This window comes from Rhodococcus sp. NPDC003318 (assembly GCF_042879035.1).
Lineage (GTDB): Bacteria > Actinomycetota > Actinomycetes > Mycobacteriales > Mycobacteriaceae > Rhodococcus_G.
In genome coordinates this window covers 128,728-142,593 of sequence record NZ_JBIAOU010000013.1, presented here as the reverse complement: position 1 = coordinate 142,593, position 13,866 = coordinate 128,728, and the positions used below count along the sequence as shown (strand labels likewise).

The following is a 13,866-nucleotide window of genomic DNA, read 5'->3' as shown; positions in this document are numbered from 1 at the left end:
GGGGGGGGGGGGGGGGGTGGCGGGGGGGGGGCGCGCCGGGGGGGGGGGGGGGGCGGGCGGCGCCCCCCCCCCCCCCCCACCACTGCGGCGAAGCCGCATAATGGCTGACATGGTCATGGTCACCGTCACGACCGAGCTGCCGATGTCGGCGGACGCCGCCTGTGCGCTCGCGACGAAGCCCGAACTGTTCCGGTACCTGGTCCAGCCCATCCTGCGGATCCCCGCGCCGGATCTCCCCGACCGCATCGAACCCGGCGCGCAGGCAGCGGCCCGACTGTGGTGGTTCGGCGTCGTCCCGACGTGGATGCACCACCTGACCGTCGTCCGGCTCGGGCCCACGGAGATCTACACGAACGAACACGGCGGGCCGGTCCGGACCTGGAACCATCGCCTCACCTTCACCCCCACCGGCGAGAATTCGTGCCGCTACACCGACGAGGTCGAGATCGAGGACGGGTGGCGCGGCATCCCGATCCAGCTGTTCGCCGCCCTGCTCTTCCGGTACCGGCAGCGTCGTTGGCGGGCCCTCGCCCGCGTCCTGGCCTGAGCGGCGCGGAGCCTAGGCTGTCCCATCATGGAATCGCACGATGACATCAGGGAAGCCGCCCGCCGGATCGGCGAGGTGTTCGGTGAGGTACCGCAGGTGCTGCTCTACCGGGCGGCGGTCGACCCGGAGGCGAACGGAGAGGAACCCGACGAGGTGTCCATCGCCGTCGGCGACGGCTGCCCAAGCCCGGGATACGCGTCGTACGCGACGCTCGACCTGGTGCGGTACCCCACGAACGTCACCACCGACGACGGCCGGCCCATCCGGACCGAACTGATCACCGTCGGACGCTCCGACTACCGGGGCCTCGCCGACGTCCTCGCGCAGTGCGCGTTCGCGGTCGCGTCCGGCTCGTTCCACGTCACCCCGAACACGATCGTCCCGAACGCGGTCAAGGAGGCCGACCCCGGCCGCACCACGAAGCACCTCCTGCTGGTGGTCCCGTTCATCTGGCCGGACCTCGAGATCCTCGTCGACCGCGAAGAGGACGTCACCACCTGGTTGCAGGCCGTGCCGATCACCGACACCGAACTGGAATTCGCCTCCCGCCACGGCGTCGACGAACTGTTCGGACGGCTCGAAGCCGCAGCGGCCGACGTCACGGACATCGACCGCGACTCCGTCGTCTGATCCGGACCGGTCGACTGTCCGAACCTCCTGCACTCGGGGCGTCACAAGGCATACGATTTCGGACATGGATCGGCCGTGGCCGCTGATTCAGCGGCAGCTCGAGCTGGACACACTCAAGGCCGCACTGACCTCCGACACCGGTGCCTGCGGCGTCGTCCTGACCGGCGACGCCGGGGTCGGCAAGACCACTCTCGCGCGCGTGGCAACGCAGTCGATCCCCGGCGAGGTGCGCTGGGTCGCCGGCACCGAATCCGCGCGCAGCATCCCGCTGGGGGTGTTCGCCCACCTGGTCAGCTCCTCCACGTCCCGGGACCCGGTCGCGTTCATGTCGGCGGCACGTGAAGCCCTCCTCGGCACCGGCGGCCGGGTCGTGATCGGGGTCGACGACGCGCATCTGCTCGACCAGCTCTCGGCGACCTTCCTCCACCAGTTGGCGATCGACCGAGCCGCGCACATCGTGGCGACCGTCCGCAGCGGCGAGTCCACGCCGGATGCCGTCAAGTCGCTGTGGAAGGACGGGCACCTGCTGCGCCTGGAGCTGCCGCCCTTCACCCGTGAACAGAGCGTCACGCTCATCGAGTCGGCGCTCGGCGCTCCGCTGGAGGAATTGAGCGCGAACCTGATGTGGGAGGCATCCGGCGGTAACGCGCTGTTCCTGCACCACCTGGTGGAGGGGGCAGTGGAGGCCGGGACCCTGCGGGAGCGGCGCGGGGTGTGGCAACTGCGGGGGCGGGCGGCGATCACCTCCGAGCTCGCCTCGCTGCTCGAGGACCGCATCGAGCACCTGCCGTCCGACGTGATGCGGGTGCTCGAACTGCTCACCTTCTGCGAACCGCTGGCCCTCGACACCCTCGTCGACCTGGCCGGGGAGGACGCGGTGGAGGACGCCGAGCAGCGCGGCCTCGTCCAGATCGTCGAGGACGGACCGAAGGTCGACGCCCGGCACACCCACCCGATGTTCGGCGAGGTGGTCCGGCGCCGCGTCGGCCGTGCCGCCGCCCGCCGCTTGCGCGGCAGCCTCGTCGAGGCCCTGCGGACCCATCCGATCACCGGGCCCAGCGACCGGATCCGCCTTGCCGAACTGGCCCTCGACAGTGACCAGACCGTCGACGCCGATCTGCTGGTCACCGCGGCCAAGGACGCGATTGCGCTCGCCAACGTTCCCCTCGGGGAACGGCTGGCACGAGCCGCGGTCGATCGGGGCGGCGGGTTCCGTGCGGCGAATCTGCTCGCCCGGTCCCAACTCTGGCAGGGGCGCGTCGCCGACGCCGAGACGGCCCTGAGTCGGTTCGACCCGGACACCCTCGACGAACGGCAACTGGTCCGCTGGGGCGTGACGCGGATCTCGAACCTGTTCTGGGCGGCCGGGGACACCACCACCGCCGACGCGGTGCTCGCGGAGGTCCGGCAGCGGGTCCGCGACCCCGTGGCGGTCAGCGTGGTCCGTGCCCTCGGCGCGACCTGTGCGGTGTTCGAGAACCGTGTCGAGGAGGGGCTCGCCGACGCGGAAGCCATTCTTTCCGAGCAGAACCCGGCACCGTGGGCGGAGGAGTGGGCGACGTTCGCCGCCGCGATGGCGCTGGCGTTGCAGGGGCGGGGTTCCGAGGTCGCCGCTGTCGCGGCGCGTGGGGACGCCGTGATGAACAAGGTCGACGGGCTGATGCGGTACCCGGCGGCGATGGGGCCGATCCTGGCCCTGGTGCTGACCGGGGACTTCGATGCCGCGGACCGTCGAGCCCGGATGTACCTCGATCACGCGGGGGCGACCGGCCAGTACCTCGGATGGGGACAGGCCACCATTCTCTGCGCGCCCGTCGACCTGGCGCGCGGGCGGTTCGCGGACGCGGCGCGACGTCTCGGGCAGGCGACGGCGGCACTGGCCGTCGGCGACACCGGGTCCGCGACGTCGTGGGTCTTCCCCGCGTACCCGTTTCTCGCGCAGGCGTATTCGGTGCTCGGTCGGGTGGAGGACGCCAAGAACATCGTCGCGGCGGGAACCCGGCGCCGAGGCCGCCACACGGCGGTGTTCGGTCCGCTGTTCGACATCGGCCGGGCGTGGGAGGCCGCCGGGCAGGGTGAGACGTCCAGGGCGATCGCCGCGGCCACCGACGCCGCCGACAACGCTCGCGAATCCGGGCAGTTCGCCGTCGAGGCCGCTGCCCTGCACCTCGCCACACGCTTCGGGGATTCGTCGACGGTGCCCCGGCTGGCCGAACTCGCCGAGCGGTGCGACGGCGTCGTGGTGCCGCTGGCCGCCGCGCAGGCCGCCGCCTTCGCTGCCGGGGATGGTGACGAACTCTATGTCGTGTCACGGGAATTCGAGCGGATCGGCGCCCTCCTCGACGCCGCCGACGCCGCGGCGCAGGCCGCGGTCGTGTACTCGGGTCGGGATCGGCGACGCGAATCGCTCGACGCCGCCGCGACCGCGAACTCACTCGCGCAGCGGTGCGACCACGCCGTCACCCCGGCGATCCTGGAGGCGGCCCGACCGCTGCCGCTGACGAGCCGGGAACGCGAGGTGGCCTCGATGGTGGCCGTCGGGATGTCGAATCGGGAGATCGCCGAACGCCTCGTCGTGTCCGTGCGCACCGTGGAGGGGCACATCTACCGAGCCTGCACGAAACTCGACGTCCCCGACCGCATCGGGCTGGCGGACTCGCTGCGCCATCGGCACGCCGATTCCGCCGACCGGCGCGGGTAGCGCACTACTCGTGACGCGCGTGCGAGCGCAGGCACTCCTGCCACAGCGGCACTGCCGCGGAGGTCACGGGGCCACGGGTAGGTGCGGGATCGGGATGGGCGGATTCACGTCCCGGTGCACCGGAAAACCCTTGCTTCCGTGCAGGAGACGGTCTCCGGTCGCCAACGACAGGTCGAGTGTCAGGGACCCGGCCACGCAGTCGACTGCCGCGATCTCGCCCTTCCGCACGGCGAGCGACGTCTCGCCCATCGCGAAGGTGACGTCGAGGTCGAACTCGACCGTGCCGACCTCGGTTCCGTCGACGAGCACCGCCACCTCCGGATGGTGCCTGGAGGTGACGCGATACGGCTCGACGAGCGTGACGACGACGTCCTTCTCCGGTGCGGCGAGGGTGGCGCGGGCGGCGTCCGTGAGGGCGCGGTAGCGCGCCAGCCCCGTCAGGAGCAGCGGGTGCGGGTCCTGGTCGAGGAACCGCAGGGCGGCTTCGAGAACGCGCGCGTCGAGCAGTCGGGAGGCCGATCGCGGCAGCGGGTGTGTGCGGGGCACTCGGCCGGACACCAGGCCGGTCGCGGGGATCTGCGGCCGCATCCGGCCGGTGAGTTCGCCGTCGGGTGCCTGTTCGAACACCGCGGTGCGCAGGCTGGCGTCGTGATCGATGTCAGTCCTGGTCGTGGTCATGACGGTCCTCCTCGAAATTCTGGACGCCGGCGTCGCCGCGCGGATCCAGTCGGACGGTGTGGCCCGGTGCAGCGTCGGCGGGTTCGGCCCCGGACTCGGCGGGGCCCAGGGTCGGCCGGGTGTCGACGTGAGCGTTCACCCACCGGCGGCCCCGGCCGGTCCGGGTGGCCACCGCCACGGCCACGGTGGAGACGGACGCGACCGCGGCCACGGCCATGGCGTCGACGGGCGGGGCGCCGTCGTCGTTCGCGGAGTCCTCGTCGCTGGTGGCGGGCTCGGACGTCGTCCCCGGGTCGGTCGTGGACCCTCCGGTGGACGGGTCGGACGCCGTCCCGGTGGCGTTCCGCCCGGGCTCCGCGGTCGCGGCGGTGGTCGTCGCGTCCGCGTTCGGCGTGGTCGTCGCGGCCGGTGTGGTCTGGCCCGCCGGTCGATCGGATCCGCCGTTCCCCGGTGCCGTCTGCTCCGCTGTCGGTTCGACTGCCGCGCCGACCGGAGGGCCCGTCGGTGGCTGCGTCGGGTCGATCCGCCGGGGGATGTACGACCATGTGGGGACGGGCACAGTGCCAGGCTGGACGGGGGGAATGTCCCCCGGGATGCGTGGCAGGTCGTCGGGATTCGGCAGGTCGGGATCAGGCAGGTCGGGATCCGGTAGGTCGGGATCCGGTAGGTCGGGGAGCTGCAGGTCGGGGTCCGGTAGGTCGGGGTCCGGTAGGTCGGGGAGCTGCAGGTCGGGGTCCGGCAGGCTCGGAATGTCCGGCCAGTCCGGATCCTCAGCTACGGCCGCACCGGCCGCCGGTGCGAGCAGGACGAGGATCGGGGCGGTGGAGGCGAGCAGGAGCGCGGAAGGCCGGAAGGGCCGATGCTGCGACGTGGCGGTCCGCGGCGTCGGGGCAGCGCCCTGAGCACGTGTGTCGCGGGGGGACATTGTCGGCCTCGTTCGTCGTCGAGTGCGTGGTGTGGACACAGACGACGGTGCCACCGGTGAAGGCTCGTGCCATGCGTAGCCGGATACCCGAATCCGGATGTCCGCATCCCGAGGATCGGCGTGGTCGCGCTCTAGTCTGGTCGCATGGCAACCGCGGCGTCGGCAGTGTCCAGCTTCTACATCGCGTCCCCGGAGGGTGACACAGGCAAGTCGACGATCGCGCTGGGAGTGCTCCAGATGCTGTGCGGGTCGACGGCGAGGGTCGGGGTGTTCCGGCCGATCGCCCGGTCCGGGAACAAGCCCGACTACATCCTCGAACTGCTGCTCGACCACACCACCGTCGACCTGACGTACGAGGAGTGCCTCGGCGTCACCTACGAGCAGGTGCACGCCGACCCCGAACTGGCGCTCGCCGAGATCGTGGCTCGCTACCACGCCGTCGCCGAGCAGTGCGACGCGGTGGTGATCGTCGGCAGCGACTACACCGACGTCGCCAGCCCGAGTGAACTCGGATACAACGCCCGCATCGCGGTCAATCTCGACTCGCCGGTGCTCCTCGCCCTGCGGGGTTGGGGCCGGGCGCCCGACGACATTCTCCAACTCGGGCAGATCAGTGCGTTCGAGCTGCGGTCCCAGCACGCCCACCTGGCCGGTGTCGTCGTCAATCGTTGCGCCCCCGACGATCTCGATGCCGTCGCCGCCGCGATGGCCCCGATGCGGGTACCGGTGTGGACGCTGCCGGAGATCCCGCTGCTGGTGGCCCCGACGGTGGCCGAGCTCCTCGACGCCGTCGACGGCGAGCTCTACAGCGGCGACACCGAACTCCTGCAGCGCGAGGCCCTGAGGGTGATGGTGGGCGGCATGACCGCCGAGCACATTCTCGAACGCCTCACGGACTCCACCGTCGTGATCTGTCCGGCGGACCGCTCCGACGTGCTGCTCGCCGTGGTGAACGCCCATGAGGCGGAAGGATTTCCGTCGATCGCGGGCATCATCATGAACGGCGGCCTGCGTCCGCACCCCGCGATCGCGAAACTCATCACCGGCCTGCGGCCCAGCCTGCCGATCCTGACCACCGACCTCGGTACCTTCGACACCGCCTCGGCGGCGGCGACCGCCCGCGGACGGATCGCGGTCGGTTCCCAGCGCAAGGTGGACACGGCGCTGAGTCTGATGGAGCAGCGGGTCGACTCGTCCGACCTGCTGCGGTGGCTGCAGGTCGACCGTCCCACGGTGGTGACCCCACAGATGTTCGAGTACCAGCTCGTCGAACGGGCACGCGCACAGCGCAGGCACATCGTGCTGCCCGAAGGCGGTGACGACCGAATCCTGCGCGCCGCCGGACGGCTGCTGCAGCGCGGCGTCGCCGACCTGACCCTGCTCGGGGAGGAATCCGCGATCCGGCGTCGTGCGGCCGAGTTGGGCCTCGACCTTGACGGCGCGGTGGTGCGCAATCCGCCGGACTGCGAGTACACCGATCGGTTCGCGGAGGAGTACGCGCGGTTGCGGGCGCACAGGGGTATGACCGTCGACCGGGCCAGGGAGGTGATGACCGACGTCTCGTACTTCGCAACGATGATGGTGCACACCGGAATCGCCGACGGCATGGTCTCCGGTGCCGCCCACACCACCGCGCACACGATCCGCCCGTCGTTCGAGATCATCAAGACCGAACCCGGGGTGTCGACGGTGTCGAGCATCTTCCTGATGTGCCTGGCGGACCGGGTCCTCGCCTACGGCGACTGCGCGGTCGTGCCAGACCCGACGGCGGAGCAGCTCGCGGACATCGCGATCTCCTCGGCGGGCACCGCCGCCCGGTTCGGCATCGACCCGCGGATCGCGATGCTGTCCTACTCGACCGGCGACTCCGGCTTCGGAGCGCACGTCGACAAGGTGCGCAAGGCGACCGACCTGGTTCGGTCGCGTCGCCCGGACCTGTTGGTGGAGGGCCCGATCCAGTACGACGCGGCGATCGAGCCGACCGTCGCGGACGCGAAACTTCCCGGCTCCGACGTGGCGGGACGCGCGACGGTGTTCGTCTTCCCCGACCTGAACACCGGCAACAACACCTACAAGGCGGTCCAACGCAGCGCGGGGGCCGTCGCCGTCGGTCCGGTGCTGCAGGGGTTGAACAAGCCGGTCAACGATCTGTCCCGCGGCGCGCTGGTGCAGGACATCGTCAACACCGTCGCGATCACCGCGATCCAGGCGCAGGGCGTCTCCGCGGGGAGGAGTGGAGCGTGAAAGGTGCGGTGCTCGTTGTCAACTCGGGATCGTCGTCGATCAAGTACCAGCTCGTCGACCCCGACAGCGGTGACGCCGTCGCGGTCGGGCTCGTCGAGCGGATCGGGGAGCCGGACGGGCTGATCACCCACCACCATCGGGGTGTGGAACGGGAGCGCCGGGGCCCGATCACCGATCACGCCCGCGGACTGCGCCTGGCCTTCGGCATGTTCGCCGAGGACGGGGTGGACCTGGCGACGGCGGGGATAGCCGCGGTGGGGCACCGGGTGGTGCACGGCGGGGAGGTGTTCTACCGGCCGACGCTCGTCACCGTCGAGGTACTCGCCGAGATCCGCCGCCTCTCGGCGCTCGCGCCGCTGCACAACCCGGCCAACGCGATCGGAATCGAGAGCGCGATGGCCGCACTGCCGGACGTGCCGCACGTCGCCGTCTTCGACACGGCCTTCTTCCACACCCTGCCCGCGCCGGCGCGGACGTATGCGCTCGACCGGGACGTCGCGCGCCGACACAATGTGCGCCGCTACGGATTCCACGGCACCTCCCACCAGTTCGTGTCCGCCCGGGTGGCCGAGTTCCTCGGCCGCGACCTCGGCGAGCTGAACCAGATCGTGCTGCACCTCGGCAACGGCGCGTCGGCGTCGGCCGTCGCGGGCGGCCGGGCCGTCGACACCTCGATGGGGCTGACACCGCTCGAGGGGCTGGTGATGGGGACCCGCAGCGGCGACATCGATCCGGGGATCGTCATGCACCTGCGGCGCAGCGCCGGCCTCGACGTCGACCAGATCGACGACCTGCTCAACCGGCGGTCCGGCCTCAAGGGGCTCAGCGGCGTCAACGACTTCCGGGAACTGCGCAGGCTGATCGAGGCCGGCGACGCCGACGCCGCACTGGCCTACGACGTCTACATCCACCGCCTGCGCCGGTACATCGGCGCCTACCACCTGAGCCTCGGTGGCGCGGACACCATCACGTTCACCGCCGGGGTGGGGGAGAACGCCCCCGACGTCCGCGCCGACGCGCTGGCGGGGCTGACCCGCCTCGGCATCGAGATCGACGCCGACCGCAACGCCGTCCGCAGCCACGAACCGCGCGTCGTGTCCACCGACGACTCCGCCGTCACCGTGCTCGTCGTCCCCACCAACGAGGAGCTGGCGATCGCGCGGTTCGCCCGGGAGTTCGCGGCGTAGCGCGTCTCGCGAAAACCCCTGTGCACACGGGGATCGTCCCGTGCACACGGGTACTCGGCGCGCAGAGGCCGTGTGCGCGGCCCAACGGGGGTGTGCACAGGGGTTCTCGCACGGCCGGTCGGGGTGACGGTCAGCGCCAGGTGCGCGGGCGGATCCGGTTCGCGGTGTCGACGAGGGTGTAGCGGTGCAGCGGGTCGTCGGTCGCGCGGGCCAGCGCCCGCAGAGCCGCCTCGGTGCCGGTGCGCAGGCCGCGTTCGGTGAACGGGACACCGAGGATCGGTCCGCCGTCCGGACTCGGCGCGCGGCCGGCGGACTCGGCGCGCGGGACGCGGCCACCGGATTCGGTGCGCGGGACGGGGCGGGCCCGCACCCAGTCGAGCGCCACACCGAGAACGAGGGTGCGCATCTGCAGTGCCCGGCCCTCGTCGGCGGGCAGCAGGGCGACGCGGCGGGCGGCGTCCCGGATCGCGTCCTCCTCCAGCTCCGGGATCGGTGCCCCGGACAGCCGCGTCAGCGCCGCCGTCATCTGCGCGACGGTGAACAGCCGGGACGTCGGCGGGATCTGGTCGAGGGCCGCGACCGCGCCCGCGGTGTCGCCCCGGTCGGCGAGCTGACGGGACAGTCCGAAGGCCGCACTGACCACCCCGCGGTCGGTGCGCCAGACGACGCGGTAGTACTTCTCCGCGAAGGACCGCCACTGCCCGGGGTGGTCGGTGTCCCAGAATTCGAGGATCAGTTCGGCGGTCGCGGCCAGCGCCAGCTTCGGCGCGATCTCCCCGGGCAGGGCCGCCAGCGTCACGTCGAAACAGGCGACCGCGTCCTCGTACTCACCGGCGAGGAGCGCGACCATGCCGCGGTACCAGTCGACGCGCCAGTTGCCGCCCGTCGCCGGGGTGATCGTCGCGAGGACCCGTCCCGCCGCCTCGCCCTCGTCGAGGTCGAGCAGGGTCCGCACCTCGGCCAGCGCGATCTCCGTGGCCGAGCCGGGACTGCCGTCCACCGTCCGCTCGAGCCCGTTGGCGCGGGCGCGCCTGATCGCCTCCAGGGTCTGCTCCGGCTCGGCGTGCACCGTCGCGGCCAGCAGCGGCGCGCTCGGATCGTTCGGGTCGACGAGCGGAACCGACAGCGCGGCAACGACATCGTGAGCCGTGATCGCGCTGTCCTGCGCGCGTCCGCTGAGGTACACGTCGGTGGCGCCCACCGCCCAGTCCGTGCCGAACACGGTGCGGCCGGGACTGAACACCTCCGACAGCCCGGCCCGCTCCACTCCGCTCTGCTGCGCGAGTACCTCGCGCAGTACCCCGGTGAGCTGCCCGGCCGCGGCAGCAGCGCTCGGGAACCGGTGGTCCGGGTCGGGATCGGTGGCGCGCAGCAGGAATCGGTACAGCGACTCGTACTCCGCCAGCAGCGGGGCGTCCTGCGGGGTGGGGATGCCGTCCCGGTAGCGACCCCGCTCCGACGGCATGTTCAGGCACAGGACGGCGAGGGTGCGGCCGACGGTGTAGATGTCGCTGGCGACGGTCGGTCCCGTCCGGACGATTTCCGGCGCCTGGTAGCCGGGAGTGCCGTACAGGTACCCGAAGTCCTCGATCCCGGCCACCGCACCGAGGTCGATCAGCTTGACCTGGTCGTCGGTGACCATGATGTTCTCCGGCTTGAGATCGTTGTACGCCAGGCCGATCGAGTGCAGGTGCTCCAACGCGGGCAGCACCTCCAGCACGAACGCGATGGCCTGCTCGACCGGCATCCGCTCGGATCCGCGGCCCCGCAGCAGGTCCCGCAGCGAGCGGCCGCCGACGAACTCCATCACGATGTAGCCGACGCCGTCCGGCTGCGGATGCTCGACGAAGTTGAAGATCTTCACGATGCTCGGGTGTTCGACCTCGGCGAGGAACTGACGCTCGGCCAACGCGACCGCCTGCGCCTCGGCGTCCCCGGAGTGCAGCAGACCCTTGAGCACCACCCACCGGTCGCTGACGTTGCGGTCGACGGCGAGGTAGATCCACCCGAGCCCGCCGTGCGCGATGCAGCCCTGGACCTCGTACTGGCCTGCGACGATGTCACCGACCGCGAGACGGGGCGCGAAGTCGAACGCGGCGCCACAGGAGGGGCAGGTGCCCGAGGGCGCTCCGGCGCCGGACGGACCGCTGCGGCCCACCGGCTCGCCGCATTTCCAGCAGAATCGTTTTCGTTCGGCGACAACGGGTTCCGTCATCACCGCCGTCCTCGGGTCCGGCATCGGCACGGCCGGGACCTCGACGAGCCCGGCGCCGATGCGGCGTCGTGTGGTGGTGCGGGAGCGTTGCGTGCGACTGCGACGCCCGCTGCTGCGCGCCGAACCACCCGACGCGGCGGACGTGGCACCGGCCGCGGTGGTCGCCGTCTCCGGTGTGCCGGGTTCGGTCCGCGCGGGGCGAGCGGCCAGGGTCGGCTGCGGTGCGCGCGGATCCGGCGCGTCCGGTGCCGCGTCGTCCCGGTCCGGAGTGTCGGTCATCGGCGAGCTCAGTCCTCGTAGTGGGGGGTCGGGGGCGGCGGAGTGGGCCCGAAGGTCCCGAGCCAGCGGTCGTGGATCTGCTGCCAGGTGCCGTCGGCGCGGATCCGGTCGAGTGTGCCGTTCACCTGACGCACCAGGTCGGAGTCGGCCAGATTGACGCCGACGCCGTACGGCTCGGAACTCAGACTCGGCCCGACGAGTTCGAGATTCGGGTCCTGGGTGGCCAGGCCCGCGAGGATGGAGTCGTCGGAGGTCACGGCCTCGACCTGACGCTGCTGGAGCACCACCAGGCAGTCGGCCCAGTTGGGGACCGTCAGCACCGTCGCCTCCGGCTCCACCTGCTGGATCCGTTGCAGCGACGTGGTTCCCGCGGCCGCGCACACCCGCCGTCCGGCGAGGTCGCTGGCGTCGCGGATCCCCGACTGCTTCATCGCCAGCACCCGCTGCTGCGCCTCGAAGTACACGGTGGAGAACGCGACCTGGGTGCGCCGCTCACAGGTGATGGTCATCGTCTTGACGACCACGTCCACCGTCCGATCGGTCAGTGCCCGAACACGATCCGCCGAGGACAGCACACGGAACTCGATGCGGCCGGGGTCGCCGAGCAGGTCGCGAGTCACCTCGCGGGCGATGTCGACGTCGAAGCCCGCGATCATCCCCGTCGCCGGATCCCGGAAGCTGAACAGATTGCTGCTGGTGTCGATTCCGACGACCATCCGGCCGCGGGCCCGGATCCGGTCGAGCGTCGGCGTGGGGGCCGCGGTGCTCGGCGGCAACGGTCGCAGGCTCGCGGTCGGATCGCCGCAGTCCTCGGGCGGAGCCGACTCCGCGGGCGGCGGCGCGACCGCCGCCCCCGCGGGCAGCGGTGGATCGGTGTAGACGGTGTGCGCGGGCTCGGCGGGCGGCGACGTCGTGGCGCATCCGGCGACCGCGGCCACGGCGACCAACGCCACCACCGATCCCCGCAGGTGCCTGCGCTCCCGTCCGTGCCGCCTCACTGGTACTCCCGCAGTCGTGGCCAGAAACCGATCACGACCCCCGCGACCGCAATCGCCGCCAACACCAGTGTGCCCGGTGCCAGGGCGGTCAGGGTCCCCACCGCGCGCTCCACTCCGCCGCGCAGTTCGGTCCGGGTCCGCTCGATCGCGTCGGTGAGTTTCGCGTCGGCGACGGCGTACAGCGCGGCCGAGTCCGTCACGGACGGGCCGATCGCGACGACGGACGCACCGGCCCAGTCGCCGCGCCCGAGGAGCGCCATCAGTCGCCGGTGCGCGTCCGCCCAGGCGGTACGCGCCTGCTCGGCGTCCGCGACCTCGCCCGCCGCTGCTGCATGATCGTCCCGCGCGTAGTCGTCCAGCACCGTCCCGAGGGCGGCGAGATGCTCCCGGAACTGGGTGTCGTAGCGGCCGGTGAAGTCGCGACGCACCAGCCCGAGGGTCTCGTCGGCGCGCGCCTGCTGCGCCAGGATCCGCCCGGTCGTCAGATCGCTCAACGGCCGGGCCCCCTCGTCCAGCGCCCGACCCGTCGCGGACGCCGACAGCAGCCCGGCGATCACCAGCCAACCCAGCGACGACGCCACCGCCAGCGACGCCAGCACGACGCCGAGACTGATCCTGCGCCGCGTCCACCGGGCGAGCAGCACCTGCGCCGCCACCAGCGCGGCCAGCGTCACGATCAACAGGGCGATCGCCGGCCACGGCGGGGTCGCGAACTCGTTCTGGATCCGCACCACCAGTGCCGTCTGCACGGTGTGCAACCGTTCGGCCAGCGGCAGCAGCGTCGCCTGCATCAGCGCCGACGCCTCACTCAGGTACGCCGACCCGACCGGATGCCCGTCCCGGTTGTTGGTGCGCGCCGTCTCGACCAGACCGGTGTACACGGGAATGCCCGCCGACAACTGGGCGAGCAGATCACGCGAGAGCGCGTCGGAGTGCTCGAGGCCGGCGGCCGCGTCGACCAGGTCCGCGGACGCCTCCCCGATCGCCTGCGTGTAGCGGTCCCGCACCGCCGGCGGTTCGACGCCGCCCGAGATGAAGGCCGTCGTCGCGGAGGCGTCGGCGATGGACAGGGCGCTGTAGAGGTCCTGCGCCGCGTACGCGCGCGGCTCGACCTCGGCGTGCAGGAGGTCGAGCGTCTGTTGCCGGTCCGCCACCTGGATCGCGGCGACCGCACCGGAGACGATCGCCGCCGCGATCAGGCCGGCCCCGAGCGCCGTCATCCGGGCCGGAGTGGTGCGCAGGAACGAGCGGATCCGGGTCGCGGCAGTCGGCTCGCCGCCGGACACGGCACCGGGCGGCTGCGTCGACGGGACCACCCGAACAACCACCCGCGGATCCCTTCGCATCTGGCTCGATCGGCTGACAGAGGGCAGCATATAAGCAGTAAACGCGCTTCGGGTTCCGTGACTGGCTATCTTCGAGGGCACATGGTTCGTCTCACGTACGGCGTGAGGCCGGTGGA

General features: G+C 71.8%; 10 protein-coding genes. 5 read left to right on the top strand and 5 right to left on the bottom strand.

The window, feature by feature from the left end; all coding sequences use genetic code 11:
• The first annotated feature begins 109 nt into the window (after positions 1 to 109).
• From ACFYVR_RS19795 to ACFYVR_RS19785, 3 genes are all read left to right on the top strand, one after another.
• Positions 110 to 547 (top strand): hypothetical protein, encoded by a 438-nt coding sequence (locus ACFYVR_RS19795; RefSeq protein WP_387476249.1) that lies wholly within the window; start codon positions 110 to 112, stop codon positions 545 to 547.
• 27 nt (positions 548 to 574) lie between these two features.
• Positions 575 to 1,177: a suppressor of fused domain protein gene (locus ACFYVR_RS19790; protein WP_387476247.1), complete on the top strand. Its 603-nt coding sequence runs from the start codon at positions 575 to 577 to the stop codon at positions 1,175 to 1,177.
• 64 nt (positions 1,178 to 1,241) lie between these two features.
• A complete protein-coding gene (locus tag ACFYVR_RS19785) occupies positions 1,242 to 3,878 on the top strand; it encodes a LuxR C-terminal-related transcriptional regulator (protein ID WP_387476245.1) in 2,637 nt (878 codons plus the stop codon).
• A gap of 63 nt (positions 3,879 to 3,941) precedes the next feature.
• On the opposite strand, the gene ACFYVR_RS19780 is transcribed toward ACFYVR_RS19785, so the two are convergent.
• Positions 3,942 to 4,556 carry a hypothetical protein gene (locus ACFYVR_RS19780; protein ID WP_387476243.1) on the bottom strand — a complete coding sequence of 205 codons (615 nt, stop codon included), beginning with the start codon at positions 4,554 to 4,556 and terminating at the stop codon, positions 3,942 to 3,944.
• Positions 4,537 to 5,481, bottom strand: coding sequence for a hypothetical protein (locus tag ACFYVR_RS19775; RefSeq protein ID WP_387476241.1), 945 nt, complete (start codon positions 5,479 to 5,481; stop codon positions 4,537 to 4,539). Before ACFYVR_RS19775 ends, ACFYVR_RS19780 begins: the two co-directional genes overlap by 20 nt.
• 144 nt (positions 5,482 to 5,625) lie before the next feature.
• Here ACFYVR_RS19775 and pta point away from each other — a divergent pair, with 144 nt between their 5' ends.
• Positions 5,626 to 7,725 (top strand): phosphate acetyltransferase, encoded by a 2,100-nt coding sequence (gene pta, locus ACFYVR_RS19770; RefSeq protein ID WP_387476239.1) that lies wholly within the window; start codon positions 5,626 to 5,628, stop codon positions 7,723 to 7,725.
• Positions 7,722 to 8,912, top strand: coding sequence for an acetate kinase (locus tag ACFYVR_RS19765; protein ID WP_387476237.1), 1,191 nt, complete (start codon positions 7,722 to 7,724; stop codon positions 8,910 to 8,912). The genes pta and ACFYVR_RS19765 overlap by 4 nt, the downstream gene beginning before the upstream one ends.
• A 130-nt stretch (positions 8,913 to 9,042) precedes the next feature.
• Here ACFYVR_RS19765 and ACFYVR_RS19760 read toward each other — a convergent pair whose 3' ends face one another.
• The 3 genes from ACFYVR_RS19760 to ACFYVR_RS19750 are packed head-to-tail and all read right to left on the bottom strand — an operon-like array spanning position 9,043 to position 13,732.
• Positions 9,043 to 11,406 carry a tetratricopeptide repeat protein gene (locus tag ACFYVR_RS19760; protein WP_387476235.1) on the bottom strand — a complete coding sequence of 788 codons (2,364 nt, stop codon included), beginning with the start codon at positions 11,404 to 11,406 and terminating at the stop codon, positions 9,043 to 9,045.
• Between the two features lie 8 nt (positions 11,407 to 11,414).
• Positions 11,415 to 12,374 (bottom strand): glutamate ABC transporter substrate-binding protein, encoded by a 960-nt coding sequence (locus tag ACFYVR_RS19755; RefSeq protein WP_387476269.1) that lies wholly within the window; start codon positions 12,372 to 12,374, stop codon positions 11,415 to 11,417.
• 26 nt (positions 12,375 to 12,400) lie between these two features.
• A complete protein-coding gene (locus tag ACFYVR_RS19750) occupies positions 12,401 to 13,732 on the bottom strand; it encodes a hypothetical protein (protein ID WP_387476233.1) in 1,332 nt (443 codons plus the stop codon).
• Between the last annotated feature and the right edge of the window lie 134 nt (positions 13,733 to 13,866).